17 protein-coding genes are annotated in these 21,762 nt (G+C 59.0%); 10 read left to right on the top strand and 7 right to left on the bottom strand.

From position 1 onward, the window contains the following. Nucleotides 1-127 precede the first annotated feature (127 nt). From rfbH to DHV10_RS12725, 5 genes are read left to right on the top strand one after another with little or no spacing between them, the layout of a single operon-like run. Nucleotides 128-1,483, top strand: a complete 1,356-nt coding sequence (gene rfbH / locus DHV10_RS12705) for a lipopolysaccharide biosynthesis protein RfbH (protein ID WP_204101406.1) — start codon at nucleotides 128-130, stop codon at nucleotides 1,481-1,483. Nucleotides 1,484-1,495: 12 nt separating this feature from the next. Next, a complete protein-coding gene (locus DHV10_RS12710) occupies nucleotides 1,496-3,001 on the top strand; it encodes an N-acetylneuraminate synthase family protein (RefSeq protein ID WP_109486751.1) in 1,506 nt (501 codons plus the stop codon). Beyond that, entirely contained in the window at nucleotides 3,001-3,588 is a 588-nt protein-coding gene (locus tag DHV10_RS12715; protein ID WP_109486752.1) for a hypothetical protein, read from the top strand. Before DHV10_RS12710 ends, DHV10_RS12715 begins: the two co-directional genes overlap by 1 nt. Next, nucleotides 3,585-5,384, top strand: a complete 1,800-nt coding sequence (locus DHV10_RS12720) for a thiamine pyrophosphate-binding protein (RefSeq protein WP_109486753.1) — start codon at nucleotides 3,585-3,587, stop codon at nucleotides 5,382-5,384. Before DHV10_RS12715 ends, DHV10_RS12720 begins: the two co-directional genes overlap by 4 nt. Nucleotides 5,385-5,416: 32 nt before the next feature. Then, on the top strand, nucleotides 5,417-6,466 hold the full coding sequence (locus DHV10_RS12725) for an NAD-dependent epimerase/dehydratase family protein (RefSeq protein ID WP_109486754.1): 1,050 nt from the start codon (nucleotides 5,417-5,419) through the stop codon (nucleotides 6,464-6,466). Here the strand turns inward: DHV10_RS12725 and DHV10_RS12730 are convergent. The 4 genes from DHV10_RS12730 to DHV10_RS12745 form a co-directional block, all read right to left on the bottom strand. After that, nucleotides 6,438-7,451 carry a glycosyltransferase family 2 protein gene (locus DHV10_RS12730; protein WP_109486755.1) on the bottom strand — a complete coding sequence of 338 codons (1,014 nt, stop codon included), beginning with the start codon at nucleotides 7,449-7,451 and terminating at the stop codon, nucleotides 6,438-6,440. The two genes, DHV10_RS12725 and DHV10_RS12730, sit on opposite strands and share 29 nt — an antisense overlap. Before the next feature lie 41 nt (nucleotides 7,452-7,492). Continuing rightward, on the bottom strand, nucleotides 7,493-8,446 hold the full coding sequence (locus tag DHV10_RS12735) for a radical SAM protein (RefSeq protein WP_204101407.1): 954 nt from the start codon (nucleotides 8,444-8,446) through the stop codon (nucleotides 7,493-7,495). A gap of 174 nt (nucleotides 8,447-8,620) precedes the next feature. After that, nucleotides 8,621-9,541, bottom strand: a complete 921-nt coding sequence (locus tag DHV10_RS12740) for a hypothetical protein (RefSeq protein WP_109486756.1) — start codon at nucleotides 9,539-9,541, stop codon at nucleotides 8,621-8,623. A 24-nt stretch (nucleotides 9,542-9,565) separates the two neighbouring features. Further along, nucleotides 9,566-10,345: a glycosyltransferase family 2 protein gene (locus tag DHV10_RS12745; RefSeq protein WP_109486757.1), complete on the bottom strand. Its 780-nt coding sequence runs from the start codon at nucleotides 10,343-10,345 to the stop codon at nucleotides 9,566-9,568. A 754-nt stretch (nucleotides 10,346-11,099) separates the two neighbouring features. Here DHV10_RS12745 and DHV10_RS12750 point away from each other — a divergent pair. The 5 genes from DHV10_RS12750 to DHV10_RS12770 all read left to right on the top strand — a co-directional run bounded on the left by DHV10_RS12750 (nucleotide 11,100) and on the right by DHV10_RS12770 (nucleotide 16,669). Beyond that, nucleotides 11,100-11,987, top strand: a complete 888-nt coding sequence (locus DHV10_RS12750) for a glycosyltransferase family 2 protein (protein ID WP_109486758.1) — start codon at nucleotides 11,100-11,102, stop codon at nucleotides 11,985-11,987. Between the two features lie 28 nt (nucleotides 11,988-12,015). After that, on the top strand, nucleotides 12,016-12,717 hold the full coding sequence (locus DHV10_RS12755) for a class I SAM-dependent methyltransferase (protein ID WP_109486759.1): 702 nt from the start codon (nucleotides 12,016-12,018) through the stop codon (nucleotides 12,715-12,717). 146 nt (nucleotides 12,718-12,863) lie between these two features. Beyond that, entirely contained in the window at nucleotides 12,864-14,009 is a 1,146-nt protein-coding gene (locus DHV10_RS12760; protein ID WP_162601483.1) for a glycosyltransferase family 9 protein, read from the top strand. Next, nucleotides 14,000-15,424 carry an oligosaccharide flippase family protein gene (locus DHV10_RS12765; RefSeq protein ID WP_162601484.1) on the top strand — a complete coding sequence of 475 codons (1,425 nt, stop codon included), beginning with the start codon at nucleotides 14,000-14,002 and terminating at the stop codon, nucleotides 15,422-15,424. The genes DHV10_RS12760 and DHV10_RS12765 overlap by 10 nt, the downstream gene beginning before the upstream one ends. Before the next feature lie 21 nt (nucleotides 15,425-15,445). After that, on the top strand, nucleotides 15,446-16,669 hold the full coding sequence (locus DHV10_RS12770; protein ID WP_109486761.1) for a glycosyltransferase: 1,224 nt from the start codon (nucleotides 15,446-15,448) through the stop codon (nucleotides 16,667-16,669). On the opposite strand, the gene DHV10_RS12775 is transcribed toward DHV10_RS12770, so the two are convergent. Genes DHV10_RS12775 through DHV10_RS12785 form a run of 3 tightly spaced genes read right to left on the bottom strand, consistent with a single transcriptional unit; the run spans nucleotide 16,666 to nucleotide 21,759 of the window. Further along, nucleotides 16,666-19,017 (bottom strand): hypothetical protein, encoded by a 2,352-nt coding sequence (locus DHV10_RS12775; protein WP_109486762.1) that lies wholly within the window; start codon nucleotides 19,015-19,017, stop codon nucleotides 16,666-16,668. The two genes, DHV10_RS12770 and DHV10_RS12775, sit on opposite strands and share 4 nt — an antisense overlap. Then, complete coding sequence (locus DHV10_RS12780; protein WP_109486763.1) at nucleotides 19,014-20,399, bottom strand: hypothetical protein; 1,386 nt, start codon at nucleotides 20,397-20,399, stop codon at nucleotides 19,014-19,016. The genes DHV10_RS12775 and DHV10_RS12780 overlap by 4 nt, the downstream gene beginning before the upstream one ends. Next, on the bottom strand, nucleotides 20,392-21,759 hold the full coding sequence (locus DHV10_RS12785; RefSeq protein ID WP_109486764.1) for a glycosyltransferase family 87 protein: 1,368 nt from the start codon (nucleotides 21,757-21,759) through the stop codon (nucleotides 20,392-20,394). The genes DHV10_RS12780 and DHV10_RS12785 overlap by 8 nt, the downstream gene beginning before the upstream one ends. Nucleotides 21,760-21,762: the final 3 nt, after the last annotated feature.

A 21,762-nucleotide genomic window follows, 5' to 3' on the forward strand; every position in this document is an offset into this window, starting at 1 on the left:
CCCCTTGCTGCCGGTTAACCCGCGAACGCACGGCAGCTGGAACTCAACTAGGTACCTTGGTTGCTTTCCTTGAGTAATACAGTACACCGCGATGATTCGATTGAGTATGCTGGGAGGTGTATCCCCCATGACTAATGGCAGTGGTCGGCTTCGGCAGCAGATTCTTGAGTTAACGGCGCAGTACTTTGCCGAAGCATTTCTGCCGTCCGACTTCCAGCCGGGGGTCACGCCTGTTCCGGTGTCGGGCAAGGTGGTGGATGCAGCCGATATCGGAGCAGTGGTGGAATCGGCCCTGGACGGCTGGTTCACCACGGGGCGATTTGCGAAGGATTTCGAGCGGAAGCTGGCGCGATTTGGGGGTGTTCGCGGCGCGTCGCTGGTGAACTCGGGGTCGTCGGCGAATCTGCTGGCGCTGACTGCGCTGACATCTCCCAAGTTGGGCGATCGGCGGCTGAAACCGGGTGACGAAGTCATCACGGTGGCGGCCGGGTTCCCGACGACGGTAAACCCGATCATCCAGAACCGGCTTATCCCGGTGTTTGTCGATGTAACTCTGCCGAGTTATGAGATCGATGTAACTCAGTTAGAAGCCGCCAGGAGCGAAAAGACGCGGGCGATCATGATCGCGCACACGCTGGGGAATGTGTTCGACCTGGACGCGGTGACGGCTTTCGCAAAGAAACATGACCTGTGGCTGATTGAAGATTGCTGCGATGCCCTGGGTTCGACGTGGAAGAGCCAGCATGTGGGCACGTTTGGGGATGTGGCGACGGTGAGTTTCTATCCGGCGCATCACATCACGCTCGGAGAAGGTGGAGCGGTACTGACGGACAAGCCGGCGCTGCAGCTGATTATCGAGTCCTTTAGAGACTGGGGACGGGATTGCTGGTGCGAGCCGGGGAAGGACAATACCTGCGGCAAGCGATTTGAGTGGCAACTCGGTTCCCTGCCCTGCGGGTACGACCACAAGTACACCTACTCGCACATTGGGTACAACCTGAAGGCGACCGACATGCAGGCGGCGCTGGGCGTGTCGCAGATCGACAAGCTGCCTGGGTTCGTTGAGAGACGGAAGGAGAACTTCCGGTATCTTTATCAGGCTTTGAAGCCGCTGGAGGATGTGCTGGTGCTGCCGGAAGCAACGCCGGGGGCGGACCCGTCTTGGTTTGGGTTTCCGATTGGGGTGCGGGAGAGCGCGCCCTTCACGAGGCAGGAACTCGTTCGAGCGCTGGAGGCGAAGAAGATCGGCACGCGGCTGCTGTTTGCGGGGAACCTGCTGCGGCAGCCGGCTTACGAAGGGTGCGAGCGCCGCGTGATCGGAGACCTAAAGAACACCGATTTCGCAATGAACAATGTGTTCTGGATCGGTGTGTATCCGGGGCTCACGGAAGAGATGCTGAATTTTGTCGCGGAAACCATTCGAGGTTTTGTTCGCGAGCAGAACGCGGGGCTGCCGGTGCTGAACGCAGCCGGTTCCAAGTAACGGAGATATTGCATGGGAAACATCGGTCAGCGGCCGCTCTTTATCTACGAAATGGCGAACAACCACATGGGAGATGTGGAGCACGGCATACGCATCGTGCGTGAGTTGAAAGCCGCCTCCGAGGGGTTCCCTTTTGCGTTCTGCGTCAAGCTGCAGTACCGGGATATCGCGAGCTGCATTCATCCGGCATACAAGGATCGCTTCGATCTGAAGTACGTGAAGCGCTTCTCTGAGACACACCTGAGCTGGGAGAACTACAAGAGGCTGAAGGACGCGATTGTTGAGGCCGGCTTTCTGTCGATGTGTACGCCGTGGGATGAGAACTCTGTGGACAAGATCGTCGAGCATGGGTTCGATTTCATGAAGATTCCGAGCTGCTATGTGAGTGACTGGCCGCTGCTGGAGAGGATTGCGCAGTACGATTTGCCGATTGTGGCATCGACCGCAGGCGAGCCGCTGGAGGAGATCGACAGGGTGGTCAGCTTTTTCAAGCATCGGGAGAAGTCGCTGGCGATCATGCACTGCGTTGGTGAGTATCCTGCGCCCGACGACCATCTGCACCTAGGGCAGATTGCGTTATTGAAGAAGCGGTATCCGGAGCTGGAGGTGGGGTATTCCACGCACGAACGGCCGGACAACTTCGAGGCGGTGAAGATCGCGATTGCGCTGGGCGCGGTGATGTTTGAGAAGCATGTGGGCGTGCCGACTGAGAAGTACGCGATCAACGCGTACAGTGCCACGCCGGCTCAGGTTCGGAAGTGGCTTGAGTCGGCGTCCGATGCGATGACCATGATGGGCAGCATGGAGAAGCGGTATCCAGCGCCGCCGGGGGAACAGGCCGCGTTGCGCGATCTGGCGCGCGGAGCGTTTGTGCGGCAAGCGGTGAAGGCCGGCGAGGTGATCGACCACGCGAATGTGTTTTTCGCGATGCCGAACGTGAAGGATCAGCTGGTTGCGCAGGACTTCTCGAAGTACAGCGAGTACGTTGCGAAGAACAATATCGCGGCGAACGGCCCCGTGATGACGGATGAGGTGACGGCGCGGAACACGCGCGAGCTTGTATACAAGATTGTTTCGGACGTGAAGAGCCTGATCAAGAAGAGCAAGGTGCAGGTTCCGGGACAATGCGATCTTGAGATTTCGCATCACTACGGGCTGGAGAAGTTTCGCGAGAGCGGGCTTACGGCGATTACGGTGGTGAACCGCGAGTACTGCAAGCGACTGATGGTCGTTCTGCCAGGCCAGAAGCATCCAGAGCAGTGGCACAACCAGAAGGACGAGACGTATCACATTCTGTATGGCGATGTGACGGTGGAGTTGGATGGGAAGAGGACGACGCACAAGTCGAACTCGGTGATCACGATTTCGCATGGCGTGAAGCACTCGTTCTGGACGACGCATGGCGCGATTATTGAGGAGGTTTCGTCGAGTTATTCCAAAGACGATTCGTTCTACAGCGATCCGGCAATCATGGCGAATGGCAATCGGAAAACATTTGTGACGTACTGGATCGGGTGATGCTCACCATCGTTTGGGATGTTGACGATGTGTTGAACGACCTGATGCTGCAGTGGTTCACGCACTGCTGGAAATGCGAGCGGCCGGAGTGCACCTTAGGTTATCGCGAATTGAGAGAGAACCCACCCGATGCGGTGCTCGGCATCGCGCGCGAGGAGTATCTGCTTTCAATTGATGAGTTCAGAGCCACTGACCGGGCAAGAGAGATGGCTCCGAATGCGGCTGTGCTGAAGTGGATGGGGCAGTACGGGGCACAATTCCGGCATATCGGATTGACTGCGCGGCCGCTGGGCTCGGCGCCGGACGTTGCCGAGTGGGTGATGCGGCACTTTGGGGCGTGGATTCGATGCTTTGGGGTCGTGCACACGCGAAGGGACGATCAGTTCCCTGCTTACGATCGAACCAAGGGTGAGTTTCTTGACTGGATCAAGTGCGGCGACATCCTGGTTGACGATTCGGCGGAGAACATTCGGCAGGCACAGTTGCGCGGGCTGAAAACATTGCTTTATCCGCAGCCCTGGAACGACAGCAAGCTGAGCGTAGAGGAGCTGCTGGACGAGCTTACGAAGATGGCGGTGGGTGTTTGATCAAGCTTTCTGATTACGTGATGCGCTTCCTGCATGGGGCGGGGATTCGGCGGATCTTCATGCTGACGGGCGGCGGGTGCATGCACCTGGTGGATTCCGTGGGACGCCAGGAGGGGCTGGAGTACGTCTGCTGCCTCCATGAGCAGGCATGCGCTTTTGCAGCGCAGGCGCATGCGGAATTCACGAGCGAAGCGAGCGCCGTTCTGGTGACGACTGGGCCGGGCGGCACGAATGCAGTGACGGGCCTTGCGTCGGCGTGGCTGGACTCGACACCGTGCGTGTTTCTATCGGGACAGGTAAAGCGGGCTGACCTGATGACCGGGCGCGGGGTCCGTTCGATGGGTCCGCAGGAGCTCGATGTCGTGTCGGTGGTGAAGCCTCTGACCAAGTACGCGAAGACGATTGTTGAGCCGAACAGCATTCGATACGAGTTGGAGAAGGCCTGGCATCTTGTGAATTCGGGCAGGCGCGGGCCGGTGTGGCTGGATATTCCGCTTGATGTGCAGTCGGCAATGACCGAGGAGAAAGACCTCGAAGGATTTCGGCCCGAGGCGTTGGTTGTAAACCGTGATGTGCTGCGCAAGCAGGTGGCCGAAACAATCGAGATGCTGCGCAAGGCTGAGCGGCCGGTGTTGTTCATCGGGAATGGGGCACGGCTGGCGTATGTGCAAGGGCTGGTCGGCGCGCTGGTAGAGAAGCTGAAGGTACCGACTCTGTTGACGTGGAAGTCGATGGATATGCTGCCGGATGAGCATTCGTACTTTGCGGGAAGGCCGGGTTCGGTGGCGTCGCGAGGGGCGAACTTCACGCAGCAGAATGCGGATTGCATTCTCGTAATCGGTGCGCGGCTGGATATGCCGCAGGTTGCATTCAGCCACAGGAACTTCGCACGCGGGGCGCGGAAGATCGTTGTCGATGTTGATGAACATGAGCTGGCGAAGTTGGACATGCCGGTGGATGTGGCGGCGAACTTCGATGCGCGGGATTTTGTCTCGGAGTTGTTGAGGCAACTCGAGGGTGTGAATCTGCCGGATGTCGGGCCGTGGCTGGCGCGTACGAGGGAGTGGAGAGAGAAGTATCCCGTGATTCTGCCGGAGTACTGGCGGGAGTCGCAGTTTGTAAACACGTACGTGCTGGTGGATGTGTTGTCCGACCTTTGCGGGCCGGAGGACGTGCTTGCGCCGGGAAGTTCGGGAGCGTGCAGCGATATCTTTCTGCAGTGTTTTCGGTTGAAGCAGGGGCAGCGGGTGGTGAATTCGCCGACGCTGGGGGCGATGGGGACTGGGCTTCCGGGAACGATCGGCACATGCCTGGCGAGCGACCGGCGACGGACGATTTGCGTGAATGGAGATGGCGGATTCCAGCTGAACATTCAAGATCTGGAGACGGTGCGACGATTGAATCTGCCGATCAAGTACTTCATTCTGTGCAATGGGAATTACGCGTCGATTATTACGTCGCAGAGAACGCACTTCCAGGGCAGGCTGGTGGGCAGCGATCCATCGAGCCATCTGACGTTGCCGGATGTGTGCAAGGTGGCCGAGGCTTACGGCATCGCGAGCTGTGAAATCCGAGATCATGAGGGACTACGCGAGAAGGTGAAGCAAGTGCTGGAATCGCCGGGGCCGATGGTTTGTGCGGTGAATGTGTCTGCCGATCAGGTGACCGCGCCGAGGGCCACATCGATGATTCGTGGTGATGGCACGATCGTGAGCTTGCCGATGGAGGACATGGCTCCGAGGTTGCCGCGCGAGGAGTTCAGGGCGCAGATGATTGTTCCGCCACTAGAGGATTAGTTCGGCAAGGACTTTGCGGGCTCGGAGGAGTTTTGAGAACGAAGAGACATCCGATTGTCGAAGAAGATCTGAGGAGGATTGTCGCGAGTCCGCTTCCCTGGGAACGATTCTTCGGGAAGACGGTGTTGATTACGGGCGCGAATGGCTTCGTGCCGGCCTACATGCTGGAGACGCTGATTCATCTGAACGACACGTCGGATGCGGGGATTCATGTTGTGGCCATGGTCCGGAATCGCGAGAAGGCGATGAGGCGACTCGGAGAGTTCGAGGGCCGGCGGGATCTCACGGTGCATGTTCAGGACGTACGGGATGCGTATTCGGGGCCGACAGCGGTGAACTTCGTAGTTCATGCAGCGAGCCAGGCGAGTCCGAAGTTTTTCGGTGTCGATCCGGTCGGGACGTTCGAGGCCAATGTGATCGGGACGCAACACTTGCTGCAGCTCGCGCACGCATCGGAGAGCGAGGGATTCCTTTTCTTCAGCAGCGGAGAGGTTTATGGGCAGCCGGCCGACTGTTCGACAGTGAAGGAAAGCGACTACGGGTATCTGGACCCGCTCAACGTCAGGTCATGCTACGCGGAGGGCAAGCGGGCCGGAGAGACGCTGTGCGCCTGCTGGCACGCGCAGTTCGGGGTGCCGGCGAAGATCGTGCGCCTGTCGCATACCTACGGGCCGGGAATGGAGTTGAACGACGGGCGGGTGTTTGCGGATTTTGTCGCGAACATCGTCGCGGGGCAAGACATCGTGTTGAAGAGCGATGGAAGCGCGACGCGCCCGTTCTGCTACCTGGCGGACGCGACAGAGGCCCACTTTCGAGTGCTGCTGACTGGCAAAGCAGGCGAGGCCTACAACCTGGGCAGCGGGATGCAGTGCTCGGTACTGGAGCTGGCGGAGATGCTTTGTAGGCAGTTTCCAGAACAGGGGTGCAAGGTGGTGCGGCAGGCGCGAAGCGCTGGAGACGCGTATGTGCCGTCAGCGGTTCAGGGATTCGAGCTGGACCTCGGGAAGATTCACGCGCTCGGGTGGAAGGCGACGACCAGCATTGAAGAGGGGTTCAGGCGGACCGTGGAGAGCTACCGGTAAGGACGGCGGAGGCTGCATCTGAATCGGAATCGTCAACCGGCACGTCGTCCATGTTGATGCGTTCCTTCTCGGTGACAAGCGGGCGGCGGAGGACCAGCGTATGGATGGAGCCTACGTATTCGCCGATGATGCCGAGCGCGATGAGCTGAATGGACCCGAGAAAGAAGAGCCCGAGAACAACGGGAGCGATGCCGACGCTGAAGCTGCGCCAGAAGATCAGCTTGTAGGTGAGATAGAACATTCCGAGCAGGAAGCTGAAGAAGGCGGAGACAAATCCGCCGAAGATGACTAGGCGCAGAGGCACCTTGGACAAATTGGTGATGCCCAGCATCGCGAAATCGTAAAGCGTGTAGAAATTGTTCTTGGAGATGCCGCGCTCACGGCGCTTCTGGTTGTAGTAGACCTTCGCGATCGGCAGGCCGAGTTCGGCGATGATGCCGCGGAAGTAGGGATGTGGGTCTGGGAATTCGCTGCGAATTTTGTCGAAGACAGATTTATCGTAGAGGCCGAAACCGGTGAAGTGTTCAAGGACGCTGACGTTGGTGAGGCGCGCGACCAGGCGGTAATAGAAAGTGCGGACCCGGTACATGAGTCCGTTCTCTTCGCTGGTGTTCTTGATGGCGGCGACAATGGGGTAGCCTTTCTCCCACTCACGAACCATGTCGATGAAGAGCTCGGGGGGGTCCTGAAGGTCGGCGAAGAGGCTGCCGATGGCGTCTCCGCGCGCATTGAGGAAGCCGTGCATGCCGGACCGCGCGCCGCCGACGTTGCGGGCGTTGACGATCACCCTGACAGATGGATCCTCGGCGGCCATTTCGCGGAGGATTTCGACGGTGCGGTCGGTTGAGGCGTTGTCGATGAAGAGGTGCTCGAAACGGTAGCCGGGTAGCTTTGCGGCTGTCTCCATCAGTCGACGGTGAACTTCGCGCACGTTGGCTTCTTCGTTGAAGCACGGCGTCATGATGGTGATGAGTTTCTGGCTCATGCGTAAGTTCCCTGGAAGTTCACGCCTTGGCGGACATGCAATCAGGAGCGGACGAGTTGTTCCGCGCGAATGATGGTGGAATCGCGGTCACAGGCAATATTGCACGGCATGGAACAGAGGACGTCCTCTTTATTGAGCTGGAAGTCTTGATCAAAGAGGTTCCCTACCCGGAAGTAGCCGAGTTCCCTGCCTTGAGCCATTCCGGCGTGGAGCGGGGAGTGCAAGAAATTCATACCACCCTGACAGGTGTAGGCGGACCCATCGGGCGAGAAATTGATGTAATTGCGGCCGGCTGAACAGCGTTTCGGCGAGTAGTCGTCGTAGTCGAGCTGGGACTCGGGCTGGCGGTCTGGCGTGATGTGCTTATGCAGAATCCTGAGCTGATCGGGCGTGTAGTGGAAGCCGATGTCGACGTAAGGGTCGACGTGCAGCTCGACGCCGGCAGCGTGTAGCTCGTCGGCGATCTGCTCGAGTACGAGGAGGTTCTCGGGAGTGGCGACGATGTTGACCTGGATGTGGAAGTGGGGGCTGAGTTCTTTGATTTTGGCGAGGAACTCTGGGCCGTCGGTGTGCTCGCGGTGGAAGCTGGCGTTGAGGTGGATTTTGCGCTCGATTTTGCGGTAGACACTGGTGGGCTGCGAGAGGTTGGTGACGATGCCGACGAGGGAGTGCTTTTCAGGCAGGTTGTTCACGAGCAGCGGGAGATCGGCGTAGACAAAGGGCTCTCCGCCGCAAAGGTAGATCAGCGCGGGAGGGAGCTTCTCGAGGCCCTGAAGCCACTCCTGGCCGGAGCGTTCGCCTGCTTTGGGGACCACGGATGTGTAGGCGAATTTAGTAACGATGCAGCAGTAGGAACAGCGGTAGTTGCAGCGCCATGTTGGGTTTAGAAGGACGACGAGCTTGTTGGAGAAGATTTTGCGATAGTAGGGCTTCAGCCGGTACTTGATTCCGGCGGGGACGAAGCGCTGCAGCTCGATGAGATCCAGTTTGGGCACAAGAGGGGGCTCGACTTCGAAGTTGGTTGTGTAGATTGTAACGTCGAAGCGGACGAACGGCGGAGGGGCGAGTCAGAAGGGACACTGTTTTTGTAGTACTTCGGTGCGGGATGGATCGGACGGAAATGGGCCTCAGTTCTGAGGTCAGTTGCGCGCCCGGAGAGTGAAAGAGAGCTATGAGCCTTTTTCGAAATGTCGGCGGTAGAGGGAGAAGGCCCAGGCGGTGCGGCCCGGGATGAAGCGGGTGATGGACTCAGGGTCGCGGGCGACGGAGCGGACCAGGTTGAGGTTGTTTTCGTAGCCGATGTACTCCTGCTGCATGTCGCGGACGAGGTCGTGCTCGTTGCGGGCTTGGTAGACGGAGGCTTTGTTCCAGATGACCTGGTAGCCGCGGGCCTGGAAGTAGTAGGAGGGCCAGATGTCGTCCATGCGGCCGACGTGGGGAAACACCATGTAGTCCTTGAGGCAGTGTCCGGCGAGGAAGGTGTTCTGGGAGTTGAAGGGGCCGGGCTTGTTGGCGGCCATGGGGAAGAATGAGTCGTCGAATTTGCATTCGGGGGCGTGTTCGAGGCGGCAGATGGCGTCGACGTCGGGGTCGCCGTTCCAGAAGTCGGCCTGCACATCGGGAGTGACGGTGCGGCGGGTGCGATGGTAGTAGTCGCGGCGCGGAATGAGCTGGATTGGGTATCCGCGGTGCCAGAGGTGCGGGTGGTTGGTGGCGCCGACGGGATCGAAGGCGTCGAGGTCGGTCTCATAGTAGTTGACTTCGACCTCGCGGCCGATGAGGAGGTTTTGTCCCCAGCCTTCGAAGGGGATGTTGTCGTCGTCGACGAGGGCGATAATGTCGGCGTGCATGTCGTGCGCGGCGAGAAAGGCGAAGTTGCGGCGCTGGATCGAGTTCCAGCCGATGGCCTCGGAGAGGAGCGGGTCGTATTTCTCCTGGTCTTCGGGGCTGAGGTAGGTGCCGCGTTCGAGGCGGTATTCCGGGGTTTTGCGATCGCCAGCAACAATGAGGTGCCAGTCTGGCATGGAGTCGAATTTGCGGATGGCTTCAGTGGGCGGATTGATGGTGGTGGTGACGATGACCTTCTTCAAACTGCTCTCCAGTGTTGCTCGACCCTAGAGGACAACACCGGGCTTGAGCAGAGATTTGCGGGCGGCGAAGCGCGTTTTGAGGCCGGTGCGGAAGTAGACAAAGTTGCGGAAGAAGGTGTTCTGCGATTCGCCTTCAATGCGGGCGGTCCAGACGGAAGTGACTTCGACGACGGGCGTCCCGAGCCGCATGGGCTTGACCAGGCATTCGAGAAGGAAAGGGTGGCGGAGTTCTTGCCAATCGATGCTCTGGATGATGCGGGTGGGATAGATGCGGTAGCCGAAGGTCATGTCGGTGAGGCGGGCGCCGTAGAGGACCGAGAAGAACATCTGGAAGATGCGATTGAGGACGAGCTTGACGGGCGAGTATCCGGTGAAGGAGCCGCCTTTGCGCCAGCGAGAGGCCTGAATGATGGCGTCAGGGTGGTTTCTGGAGACTGCGATCATCTCGGCCAGTTCGTCGGGGTTGGTTTCGAGGTCGCTGGCCATGAGAGCGGTGTGAGAACCGCGGGCGAGGTCGAAGGCTTCGCGGAGAGCTCCGCCGAGGAAAGGGAGGGTCTGAGAATGGACGATGACGAGTTTGGGATAGCGCGCCGAAAGTGAGTCGATGACCTCGCGGGCTTCGGGGGTCGTTTTGCGGCAGATGACGATGATGATCTCGGCGATGGACTCACGAGCGTCGCGGAGGACGATTTCGACGGTGCGCTCGAGCGAAATGGTCTCGTTGATGACGGGAAGGATGATGGAAAGGGATTGAAACCCGGTCTGAACCTGCGTGGGAACCTCGAGGCGCTCGAGCACAGGCATATCTGCAACTCCTTCAAAAGCAAGGGGAACTGCTTGCTGGACGTTTTTGAGAGCATATCTCAGCTACGAGACAAATGAAACTGAGAACGTATGGTCGGGAAGTGACCGACGTGACTCTCTTTGGGCGGGGGCGCGGCGCATTCCGGAAAGTTGAGATTTCGTTGGACTGAGCACTGTCCCACTATGCGCGACCGGGAGAGTGGTACCGGGGGCCCCTCCCCATCTCGAATTATTTATATAGCATCTCTTATCTCAAAATATTGAATCGAGGCGAGTTAGATTTTACGATCTGCTGATTCCAGGGTGGCATAAACGCGAATAATTTCCTGCAAATTGCAAACACCCGCTAAGTGGAGTTAGGGTGAGAGTTTGCTGACGCAGGCAATTCTGCCGCTCGGACCGATGCACCCCCCTCCCCCCACCTGCCTGTTTTCAACAACCTGCGGCAATGTGAGGCCGCAAGGTGTTCATTCCCTTGCTCTTGACATCTAAATAGGTAGAAACAATGAGTTACGTGCCGATGTACCATATCACGATATTTCATAGGATAGCTTCGCTGAAACATATTCCGCCTCGTGAGTGCCCGATGAGCTGGTTCTCGTAGTTAGTGGAGTACTGATTCAATGGTGGCATAAACGGGGTTAATTGACTGCAAACTTAGGGCACTTTTTTCCGCGCTGCGATCCGTCGCGGATGCGGGAATTTTTCGTAAGATCGGGCTAAGATTCCGAACGAGTTCTGACGCAGCGGAGGTTTGTTCTTGCAGCCCGGCGATCTACCCACAATTTCAATCGTCGTTCCCAATTACAACGGAGGGGCAACGATCGAGGCCACGTTGAAGAGTCTGATCGACCAGCAGTACCCGAAGCTGGAGATCCTGGTTGTGGATGGCGGGTCAAAGGACAACAGCGTCGAGATCATCCGCAAGTACGAGGACAAGATCGCGTGGTGGGTGAGCGAGAAGGACCGCGGGCAATCGCATGCGATCAACAAGGGGTTCGCACGGGCGAAGGGCGAGGTCCTGAACTGGTTGTGCAGTGATGATGTTCTGCTGCCGGGAGCGCTGAGGACGGTGGGCGAGACTTTCGCGGATGAACCGGACATCGATGTAGTTGCGGGAACCACGATCGAGCATCATGCGACGGGCAAGTGGCCGGACCGAATTTGGAAGCCATCTCAGGAACTTATTGACATTCTGCCGATTACTGCGCCGTTTGGGCAGCCGAGCTGTTTCTACAGGCGACATCTGGTTGAAAGAAGGACGCCTCCGGTCGATGAGACGAACCACTATTCGATGGATTTGGAATTGTGGACGTACTTCAAGTCGGTTCGGGCCACGTGGAAGCTCATTGAGATGCCTCTGAGTTGGGCACTGCACTGGGAGCAGAACAAGACAACAACTGGAGGAGTGAAGATCACGTACGAGCTGGAGGAGATATACAAGACGTACGTAAAGGAAAAGATACCTTTGACGTATTGGCACCGGATATTGCGATATCCTCTGGAGCGAGTTCGGCACAATCATCCCGGGCTGCTCTTTGGGTTGCTCTACTTCCCGTATCAGTGCGCGATCATCGCGCTTCTCAGCCCGTTCTATGGGTTCAAGAGGTGCAGGTGGATGAATTGGGTAGTGTTTTCGTGAAGCGAGTATCGAATGATCTGAGGAATAGATGGACTACCGGGAATACTTCACATTACGACGGCAAAGTTCAGAATTCTATGCGAGTTTTGAGTTACCACCCTATCTCTATCCCGTACTCAAAGAGATCGATGATCCCAGAATACTGGATTTTGGCTGTGGTTTCGGACAGATGCTACGGGCACTCGCGCGAGCAGGTCTCAGAGAGATTGAAGGAATCGACATCGAGCCTGAGGCGATTGAATTTTGCCGCTCACAAGGCTTGAAGTGCACCAATAGCTTCGAGCAACCGGGGTTCTTTGAGGAACACTCCGCATCTTTCGATTTCGTTATCATGAGTCACGTACTGGAGCATTTTCCCAAAGAAAAGATGATCGAGCACTTGCGACAAATCAGGAATCTCCTCAGGCCAGGCGGAGCACTCATCCTGATGGTCCCAAATGCCCAAGCCAACACAGGTTGTTACTGGGCCTTTGAGGACTTTACGCATCATTTTCTTTTCACTTCGGGTTCTCTCTTTTACGTGCTCCGTGCCGCGGGATTCAACGACGTCGAGTTTCTCGACATCGACTGCACATCTGGACTGCCAGTTTGGAAACGGGCGGCTCAACGTTTTTTTCTGAGACTTTACGCGGCCAATTACAACTTCTGGAACAAAATAACCGGGAGTGCCTTTCATCATTCAAGCCCGCTGATCTTCTCGTATGAGATCAAGGCGGTCGCCCGAGTATGAGTCTGGTAAAGGCTCAGTCGTCCGAGTCGTCGATGAGGTTTCGTCGAGCCAAGACTTCATTTATTGAGCGTCTATATCGGTTCTCAATAAAGCCGATCACGGCTCGGAAGCTTCGGGTTCTCACTGGCGCTCTGAGGAGACTCGGCTTGCTCTCCAATCCAAGAACCACCAGCAGTTCACGGATCGATCGCATTCTCGTAGCGTACCCGGGGAGCAATCTTGGAGATGTAATCCTAATGATGCCCATGCTGGAAGCAATACGCCATGAATGGCCCGCTGCTGAACTTGATGTGGTTGTGAATAGTCGAGCTGTCGACGTGCTGGATCGCATCCCCTGGATAACATCCGTCTACGGATTTGATCACGGTGCGGTTAGGTTGCCCGGTCTCTCGAGCTATAAGTGTATTTACAACCTCATTTCGCTATATCGGAATTCGTTGATGGGAAGGGATTACGATATCGCGATCGATCCGCGATGGGGAAGAGACGATTTCTGGGGAAACTTCCTCGTGTATCTGTCGGGAGCACCAGTACGCTGCGGTTACTCCGGAGTTGTTGAGGATGGGAAAAACGACCTCGATGCATTCTTTACCAAGGTTGCCATTGGAGGGCACCACGAACACGAAACGCTCCGCGACCTACGAGTCCTGAGCCGTTCGAATCTTCGGATTGATTCGCCCAGTGACGTTTCGATCCCGACACATCCAATTTCTAGCCTCATATCAGTGAGCAAGCTGAGTAGTGAGAACCTCAGCGAACAACTTAAAGCTCTGTGTGAGAGACCTTACATAGTGTTTTCTCCCGCGGCTACGAAGCAATTCCGCTGTTGGCCACTTCAGAATTTTGGATTGCTTGCCGCCTATCTCCGGTCTTTGGATGCAATCAGTTTTGTCATCGTCGGCAGCGAAGACGACTCCGATCTCTGCGATTCTCTTGTAAAGCAGATTGGACACGGTGCAGTATCCCTCGCCGGTGAAACGACAGTTATCGAGCTAATCTCCTTGCTATCGAACGCGAAGCTTTTTGTAGGAAACGACTCGGGTCCCGCGCATATTGCTGGTGCACTGGGTACCCCCACGGTTGTTATAAGTCCGTTCCCCACTAGATGCACGGATGAACATCCCAACTCTCCTGTTCGATTCCGTCCATGCGGTCCGAAGGTCGCCGTTCTGCAGCCGACCGATCCACTGGAGCCTTGCTGGCCTTCATGTTCATGGGACGAGCCACACTGCATCGCTCAAGTGAGTGTTGGGCAAGTAGCACAAATCGCAAAGAAGATGACATGGGACTAGCGGGTAAGATCCGGCGGATCTGGGATCGAGCCTCCCTCTCCTCCGTAAGCCACGACTCGCCTCTGAATCGTTCCTCCATTCGAAAGCGGAGAGCCGCGTTCACTGGTGGTACCGCTTTTTTCGCGCGGTTAGTTCAAGCTGGAGTTTCGCTGATTACGATCCCGCTGACGATTCACTATCTTGGGACGGAGCAGTTCGGACTGTGGGTCACGATCAGCTCGATGCTGGCGATGGCGACGTTTGCCGATTTCGGAATCGGGAACGGAGTGCTGAACCTGGTTGCTTATGCCGATGGGAAGAATGATCACGAAGCGATTCGGCGGGCCATCTCCAGCGGTTTCTCGGTCCTCGGACTGGTTGGGATTGTCTTGTTTGCGGTATTCGCCGGCACAGCCAACCTGCTGTCCTGGCCAGATTTTCTTCACGTAACGTCGGCCCGGGCGCGGGCAGAGACGACGACCACAATCATCGTATTTGCGGCCTGTTTCACGCTGAACATTCCCCTAGATCTCGTGCAGCGGGCACAGCTCGGATTGCAGGAGGGGTTCCGCACTCATCTCTGGCAGCTTGCAGGAAGCCTTGTGAGCCTGGCCGGGGTTCTTGCCGGCATTCATCTCAAAGCTTCGCTGCCGCTACTGGTGGCGGTGCTGGCAGGAGCGCCGGTGCTTGCTGTCGCGCTCAACACGATTCACTTCTTCGGGCTGAGCCGCCCGGATCTGCGCCCGAGGCTGGCGCTGGTGACGAAGGCCGGTGTGCGCCAGATCATGGGATATGGGACGCTTTTTTTCGTTCTGCAGCTGGCGGTCGCGGTTTCGTTTTCGGCGGACAACGTCATCATTGCGCGAGTGCTGGGAGTGGCACGGGTTCCGGAGTACTCGATTCCACAGCGTATGTTCGGGGTGATTGCGATGGTGGTGGGGATGCTCGTAACTCCATTGTGGCCGGCATACGCGGAGGCGATTTCGCGCGGAGATGTTGGCTGGGTGCGCCGGACGCTGGTTCGATCACTTGTGTTTGTGTCTTCATTTTCCGCAGCAGGCGCTGCGGTGCTCCTGCTGGCGTCGCGGATGATTCTGAGGTGGTGGATTGGGCCGGATTTCCACGCTTCGTTTGCGCTTCTTGCGGGGCTGGCGATCTGGAGCGTCTTTGAGTGCTGCGGGAACGCGAACGCAATGTTTATGAACGGGGCGAACATCGTGCGCTTTCAGATTGTTATTGCGATCGTGTGTGGCGTCAGCTGTCTTGCGGCCAAGATTTATCTGACGGAGCGGTTCGGGATTGCGGCAATTCCGTGGGCTACGCTGCTGACTTATATTCCCGTCGTAGTCATTCCAACGGCGTTCTATGTTCCACGCGCGTTGCGGCATTTGCACCAATCGGAGCCGAGGGTGCAGATTGCAACCGCGACGGAGTAGGTGAGAACGGATTTGAAGCGGATGCGCGTACTTCAACTCAGTCTCGGGTATTGCAGCACGGGGGCGGATCGGTGTGCGCGGGAGCTGTTTGAGAAGCTGCCTGGGATGGGCATCGAGACGGAGATGTGGATTGGGGAGTACCGCCGCGATTTGCCGGCCGGGGTGAAGTACCTGCCGCGCCCGTGGGAGCGGTTTCTGTTTGCGCTGGAGACGGTGCCCGACCTGACGGACTGGCGGCATCGGGGGTCGATTGAGGCGCTGGGCAGGCTGGGCAAGGACAGCTTCGATGTTGTGCATATGCACAACGTGCACAGCGGGTGGCTCTCGATGAAGGCGCTGCGGGAGTTTACGCTGCGGTTTCCGTGCGTGTGGACGCTGCACGACGAATGGGCTCCGACGCGGGGGATTACCTACAACCTGACGGGAAAGATCACGAAGGAGGAGGCCAGGCGGCTGTCGCACGGGCCGCTCAGGTATATTCCGTACCCGCGGTACCACGAGAACTTCAAATGGCGGAGGACGCGCGGGTTTCTGGAGAAGTGGATGCCGCAGCCGCGGGTAGTGATCTGTCCTAGCAGGTACATGGCGGAGCTTGCGGGAGGGGCGGGCGTGTTTCCGCGATCGGAGATTGTGCAGGTTCTGAACGGGACCGAGGTGCCGGAGGCGGCGAACGCGACCATGGACAGAGACGAGGCGAAGCGGAGCTTTGGGCTGGCGGGAGGCTGGCCGGTGGTTCTGCTGGTGGCAGCGGATCTGGGCAATGCGCATAAGGGGATCAGCCTTGGGGTCAGAGCGATCAGGGAGAGCGCAGGGGATAAGCAGGTGCTGTTGCTGGGACGTTCGGCGGATAAGATTCGACGGCTGCTCGATCCGATACCTTGCGTGACTGCGTTTGCAAAGGATGATGCGACTTTGGCTCGGGCCTACAGGGCTGCGGACGTGACGGTCATTCCATCACTGGGCGAGAATCTGCCATATGTGGCGCTGGAGTCGCTGGGATGCGGAACGCCGATTGTGGCGTTTCCGATTGGCGGAATGCCGGAGATTGTGGGAAAGAACGAGCGAGGCAGGGTGTGCGGCGCGATCGATGCGGTGGAGATGTCGCGGCACATTGGGGAACTGCTGAGGGATGATGATCTGCGGCGGAAGCTTGGCGGGCGGGGTGCGGAGTGGGTTCGGCGAGAGTGCGGGATGACCGGGTATCTCGCGCGGATTGCGGAGATCTATTCGCGGGTCGCGGGTTAACGGCAATCGAGGGCACGGAAATCAGGATCGGAGACTACGGCGGGAAGGTTCCAAACCCAGCTGCCGCGGTCGTTCCACGGCGCGTCGTAGGAGTAGGCGACGAGGTAGTGGATTCGGAACTGTTTGCAGGCTGCACGGGCCTGGGCAGCGGATGCGTAGTCGAACAGCGGCACAACTGACCGCACTATAGCGGGACAGCCGGAGGGATCGCCTCCGAGTTCGGCCCCACACCAGAGGTGATGGCTTACCGTCACCGTTTGATGGCCCACGTTGGCCAGATCAATGTTCTTCCAAAACATCCATTCACCGCCAGGATTGAACTGGACGACTGCGTCGGGGGGGATGCGGGAGTTGAGTTGGCGGTAGCCGTTGTAGGCGATGAAGGCTTTGTGGGGGAGTTCGGCGACCTGGGGGTTGGAGGCGGCGGAGGCGGAGATGTCGGCGATGGGGAGGAGGAAGCGGAGGACGGCGGCGCGCCAGCAGGAGCTGAGGATTCCTATAAGGATGGCGAGGGTGATAAGGGAGCGGAGGAGGGGCGGAGGGAGGATGAGGCCCGAGGCTTTTGCGGCTTCGTGCGTTGCTGGTGAGGCCTGGGTGAGTTTCGGGGTAGGTGCGGTGGTGGTTTCGAATGTGGCGGCGGAGGATGGGGCGGTGTCGCGCATTGCTTGCGAGGTGGCGGTGCGTCTCGGGGCGAGAGCGCGTGTGGTTTCGAGGGTGGCGGCGGGTGTTGGGGAGGCAGACGCTGGGGTGGCGGTGGGGCGGGAGAGTTTGATGGCGATGAGGAGTTCGGAGGCGAGGAGGAGGAGGGGGTACTGGAGGAAGAGGGCGGAGTGGATGCCGAAGTCGTTGACGTCGAGGACGGCGGAGCGGATGAAGGACGTGATGGGAAGGGTGACGAGGGCGATGAAGAGGAGGGTTCGGTGGGGCGGCTTGAGTTGGCGGCGGCGCAGGAGGAAGAGGACGAGGACAATGGTGTAGAGGCCGAGTTCGAGGGCGAAGCCGGCGGGGAGCAGGATGAGTTTGGCGAGGGCGCGCGCGGAGGCTGGGTTCGAGGGGTGGAGCAGGCGGGCGAGGCGGTCGGGGGGGATGGTTTCGCGGATGCTGGGGACAAATGGGGAGCTACTGGCGGGGGATGAGGAGGAGGCGGGGCCGGTGGAGGCGGCCGCGGCCATCTTGGATGGGGAATGCGTGATTTCGTAGAGGTAAGGGAGGAGCAGGAGGAGCGAGAGGGCTCCGCCGGCGAGGAGGATGAGCGGGGAGCGGAAGGAGTGCCGGATGACTTGCCAGGTGGCCCAGCAGAGGCAGATGAGGAAGAAGGCAAAGGTGGTGTAGACGGAGATTCCGAAGGCGCTGGCGATGGCGAGGGCGATGAAGAGGACGGTGGGGATTCTGGATCGGCTGATGTCGCGGGTTGAGGATTCGGTGTGTGAGCGTGTTGGCGCGATCCAGGCGAGGAGGAAGGCGAACATGCAGAGGGTCATGCCGATGAGGTGGTGGGGATAGAAGAGCGGGAAGCTGACGAGGTCGGCGATCTGGCCGGCGTACCAGACGTCTCCCGGCGGAGGGATGTGGAGGACGATCATGTTCCAGAGGAAGATGAGGAAGGAGAATCCGGCGACGGCGGGAAGGAGCGCGGCGATGTAGAACTGGCGGCGCAGGTGGGCGCCGACGCTGAGGAAGTGCTTGAGGTAAAGGCCGGTGAGAGCGGTGAGGGCGAATCCCGACCAGATGCAGCCGGCGTTGACGATGGAGCGCATGGGGAGGCGGGAGAATTTGGCGACGACGGCGCAGTTGACGAGCCAGAAGTAGTAGTAGCGGAGATTGGCGGGGTGCAGGTAGAAGTAGTGGGGGTTGGCTGGAGGCACGCCGGTGCGGAGAACGCTGTTGGCCCAGTTGGTGCGCGGGGCGATGTCGTAGAAGGTGAGGCTGAGGTAGAGGCACTGGCCCCGCTGAAAGTCGACGAGGGAGAAGATTTCGAAGGCGATGAAGCAGAGGGCGAGGATGACGATAGTTGCGCCGAGGGGGCGGAGGCCGATGAGCCATTTCTGCGAAGAGCGGCGGAGATGGAGGTGTTCCTGGAGGAGGACGGCCACGCAGCCCGCGGTGCAGAGGAGGATGAGTGCAGTCGCAGCGGTGAGTGAGGCGAAGCGGCTGACGAGAACGGAGGTGATGGTGGAGACGGCGATGGAGAGGGGGATGCTCCAGCAGAGGCGCTCGACGAGGGAGCGGCGTCGGAAGCCGTGGAGGTTTGTGAGCCAGGCGGCGAGATAGCCGGGGCAAAGGGTGACGGGAATGAAAGCGAGGGTTGCGGCGAAGCTGGTGAGGATTTGCTCGGCGGTGATGTTCACTTGATCACCTCCGGTGTAGGGCTTGCGGCGATGGCGGTGGAGGCGGGGCGAAGTTGCACGAGGTAGAAGAGAGCCATCGCGAGCAGTATGAGCGGACTGGGGCGCGTGAGGATGAGCGTGGCGAGGTGGTTGAGGAATCCGGCCTGGGGGACGATGATGCTGCGCGTGAGCAGGATGCGCGCGGCGGAGAGAATGTCGCCGTTGATGAGAATTGCGGCGAGGGTGATGAAGAGAGCGAGCCGGGCCGTGCGGTCGCGTTTGGTCCAAAGCATGGCACAGGCGGGGATGGCGATGAGGAGCAGTTTGGCGTCGTGCTGAAAGTGGTAGGTGGGGAGAACCGTGAGCGGGGCGGCTGCGGCGAGGCAGAGCCAAATGGCGGGGACCGTGGGGCGCATTCTGAGGGTTCGGTAGATCCAGTAGAGCAGGAGCGGAGCGCAAATCAGCCAGGTGATGATGCTCCAGGCAGCGGGTTCAGCGAAAAAGACGCTGACGGCGGTTTGGAGTTGGACGATGCAGTCCATGTTGCGGCCTGCCATGCCGGTGAGGCCCGGATCCACGATGCCGCCGGTTCCGGAGAAGGAGGCCATGTTGGTGCGAAGCTCCGGAAGCCAATGCGGCGCGATGCGGGTGACCCAGATGAGGAAGGGGAAGCTGAGAACTGCGAGGAGCGCGAGTGATTGGAGCGCTCGTTTGCGGAAGGTGGGCACGAGCAGGAAGAAGAGCCATACGAGGCCGGAGTCGTTTGGCTTGAGCGCGAGGCTTAGGGCCAGGCATAGGACGCCGGCAGCCATGAAGCGCTCGCGGTAGAAACACCATGTTGCGATGGTGCAGAGTCCGACGGCGATGGCAGCGGAGTTGCCGATCATGAAGAGCCAGAAGCTGCCTGCGAGGAGGAGACCGCAGAGCAGACCGGAGAGCAGCGGCGCGTAATCGGCTGCCACGTCGTAGATGAGCAGAGCAGCGACGATGAAGACACCGGCGCAGAGGATTGTCCAGAGGAGCTTGGCGGCGGTGAAGCCGAGCGCGGCGACGGGGATCGTGAGGATGAAAGCCGTTGGGGGATAGAAGAAGCGCGTCTTCACTTCCCTGTCGAGCACGGGCTCAGTGGCGCGCTCGCGGCCTTCAGCGTTGTAGATGCGCAGGACATCTTGTTCGCTGTAGGGGTTGCCGTGCTGGAGGAGGCAGCGGGCGCTGTAGTAGACGACCTTGAAGTCGCCCATGTCGATCAGAGAGAGATGCTTCCAGGCAAGACCGATGGCGATGAAGGCGACGGCACCGATCGCGAGAAGGATGAGGCCGTCGCGCCGAGGCCTGCGAGCGGGCGTCAGCGTTTGATTCGCCTTCGATCCATCGAGGTCGATGGCACCGTTCGCGTTAGCCAAGCTGCACCGCTTTCAGTTGCGGGCTGCCCGCCTCGGAGTGGGTCGGTTCCGGCAAGCGGCGCGTGTAGAGCCAGAGGAAATACACGGTCATGATGAGCAGGGCAAGCGCGGCCGGCCTGTTGAAGAGGATCATCTGTAACTTGCCGCTCAGGGTAGAGACGGTGAAGTGGTGGCCGGCATCAAGGTTCTCGAGGATTGCTCTCGGTATGTCGCCGGTAACGGCGATGCTCACGGTTGCGATGAGTACGCCGATCTTGCCGAGGATTGAGCGTTGGGTCCAGAGGATGGCGCAGGCGGGCACGGCTAGCAGCAAGAGCCTAGCGTCGTGGTGGCGGTGATAGAGGGGGAGCATCGCGAGGGCGGTCACCGCTGCAAGTCCCAGGTATTGCTGCGCGACCGTTCCGGTGGCGCGGACGGTCATCCACAGCAGCCAGAGGAGCAGAATGGTGCACACGAGGTAGGTCGCTGCGTTGTAGAAGCCAGGCCTATCGACGAAGACAGAGAAGAACGTCTGAAGATTGACCGCGGAGTTCGTGACGTGGCTTGTGTACGTGGTCGGGCCAGGATCGTTGATGCCTCCGCGCGCAGAGAGGCTGGCGATGTTGCCGCTCAGTTTTCGCGGCCAATCAGGAGATAGATGGGAGACCCAGAGGACTGCAGGTATGGCGAGAAGGGCGACAGCAAGCAGGGTCTGTAACGCGCGCCGGCGGAGGACGCCTCCAGAGACCAGCAGAAACAACCAGACGAGTCCCCCGTCATGGGGCTTGAGGCAGAGGCTGATTGCCAGACAGATGATGGCAACTGCAGAGAATCGATTCTTGAGAAATAGGGCAACTGCTACCGCGCAAAGCCCAACGGCAGGACCGGCCGCATTCGCTTCGAACAAGACCGTGATGCTGTTGACGAGGATGAAACCGATCAGGGCTCCGGCAAATAGGGGAGCGGAGTCCGCAGCGAGCGTCCAGGTCAAGATGGCTCCGATGACGAGGCTTGCCGCTGAAACGGTGAGCCATACGAGGTCGGCTGAGTGCCAGGGCAGAAGCGCGAGCGGAGCGGTGACGAGCAGCGCGGTGGGAGGGTAGACGCAGGGAATGTAAAACCGGTCGGCAACAGATATCGCACCCGGCTGCAAATAGCCTTGGGCTTTGAAAGCGAGGTAGCTGCTTTGCAGGTAGACGTATGGATCTTGATGTTGAACGAGGAAGCGTGTTGGATAGTAAACCGCGCCGAAGTCACAGGAACCAGCGGGAGGCCGCTGGGAGAGAGTGAAGCCGATCAACACAAAGAAGGACGAAGCCAACAGAACAAGAGAGAGCCCGACCAGCCGTTTTGTCCGATCCGTGTTTTCGACTGGTTGCATGGC

It is taken from the genome of Occallatibacter savannae, from assembly GCF_003131205.1.
GTDB lineage: Bacteria > Acidobacteriota > Terriglobia > Terriglobales > Acidobacteriaceae > Telmatobacter > Telmatobacter savannae.